Below are 1,773 nucleotides of genomic sequence, written 5' to 3'. Positions count from 1 at the left end.
TCTGACTGGAATACAGAATTTTATGATAGTAAGATGACAAGTTGGGTTAAAGTATGATAAGATGAGTCCCGATAAGTCGGGATGAGTTCAATCAGACCAATAACTTAGACTAATATACTGATGAATAAAGCAGATCAGATTATTAAAAAAAAATCATCACAAAACTCCATGATAAGCCTGGACTTATAAATGGAATTTTGTGATGAACAAAGTTATTTTGTACGTCTTCTTTTTCTTATTTATTCACTCCAAAAACCATAACCGTTTTTGTGTTGTAAGTTTCACCAGGCTCCAGAATGGTTGAGGGAAAATTATTGTGGTTCGGCGAATCGGGGAAATGTTGTGTTTCCAGACAGAGTCCGGCATATTTTTCAAACACAAAGTCGCCTGATCTTAAATGTCCGTCGAGGAAATTACCCGAATAAAATTGTAATCCCGGTTCTTCTGTATAAATTTCCATAGTACGTCCCGATTGCGGGTCTTCCAGTCTGGCAGCAAAATTCAAACCTTCACCTTCGTTTTCATTCAATACAAAGTTGTGGTCGTATCCGCCGGGTACCTGGTCGATGCGCGCACCAATTTCATGAGGCTCGGTGAAATCAAAAGGTGTTCCTTCAACAGGTAAAATTTCTCCGGTGGGAATCAGCTCTGAATTTACCGGCGTATAGTGGCCGGCATTTATGGTCAGAATATGGTCCAGTATTAACCCTTCTCCACCCAGGTTGTAGAATGAATGGTTGGTGAGGTTGATTGGTGTTGCTTTATCGGTTGTGGCGGTATATTCTATTTTCAGGCTATCTTTCTCAAGAGTATAAACAACTGTTACGTTGAGGTTTCCGGGATACCCTTCTTCTCCGTCTTCACTAAAATAAGTCAGCTTTAATGCAGGCGCTCCGGGGGTGTTAATCGGCTCTGCCTTCCAGAGTTTCTGGTCGAAGCCATTTGTTCCGCCATGGAGATGATTAGCCCCATCGTTAACCGACAGCTGAAAGGTACTGTCGTTGAGTGTAAACTGTCCTTTGGCGATGCGATTTCCATAGCGTCCGATCAGGGCACCAAAAAAGTTTCGTTCTTTCAGGTACGGTTCAATGGAATCAAATCCCAAAACCACATTTTTCTTTTCTCCTTTTTTGTCGGGTGCGTTGATTGACTTGATAAGACCTCCAAAATTTGAAATCTCTACTTCCAGTCCGGTCGTACTGGTCAGCTTGTACAATTCAACCGTTCTGCCGTCGGGAAGTTTACCCCAGTTCTGTTGTTCGATACCCGGTTGTTTTGCGGGTGACTGGCAGCTGAGAAGCCCAAAGCTAAGTGTCAGGGCAGCAAAAAAAACCCGTTGTTTTCTTTTCATAGTTATTGAATTTTAGATCCTTAATTTTAGTAAACACAGATAAAACGAGCTCCGATTACTCGGGATGAATTTCATTTGACCACTAACTTAGATAAATTATGCTAATGAAACGAGCATTGCTAAGACTGTTATAAAATTGTTAGGATTGTTAGCTAATGCAATAAAACTTATAATATTCTGATAACTAACACATCAACAACTTTAACAACTGTAACAATTCTAACAGCCGTAACAACTTATTAAGTGTAAGATGAAACGAGTATGACAAAGATTGCCACAATGTTCATGTATAAAACTCAATCATGCGAGTTCCATCCGGCCTTAATAAATAAATTTTATACTAAGTTCATTCCCGTTTTCTGCGTTTCTGAAGCAGGACAATGTTTAGTGTTTTTATGAGTGAGTGCAGTATAAAAAGCCTT

General features: G+C 39.9%; 1 protein-coding gene. It reads right to left on the bottom strand.

The window, feature by feature from the left end; all coding sequences use genetic code 11:
• Positions 1–235: 235 nt before the first annotated feature.
• Positions 236–1,351 (bottom strand): aldose epimerase family protein, encoded by a 1,116-nt coding sequence (locus ATH1_RS0115375; RefSeq protein WP_010423646.1) that lies wholly within the window; start codon positions 1,349–1,351, stop codon positions 236–238.
• Positions 1,352–1,773 lie beyond the last annotated feature (422 nt).

The organism is Anaerophaga thermohalophila DSM 12881 (assembly GCF_000191885.1).
GTDB classification, from domain to species: domain Bacteria; phylum Bacteroidota; class Bacteroidia; order Bacteroidales; family Marinilabiliaceae; genus Anaerophaga; species Anaerophaga thermohalophila.
The sequence above is the reverse complement of the archived record's forward strand: the minus strand, read 5'-3'. Positions and strand labels throughout refer to the sequence as shown.

What these genes read in the sequence shown, in the direction of transcription:
- ATH1_RS0115375 (WP_010423646.1), bottom strand. Translation starts at nt 1,351, where the DNA reads ATGAAAAGAAAACAACGGGTTTTTTTTGCTGCCCTGACACTTAGCTTT.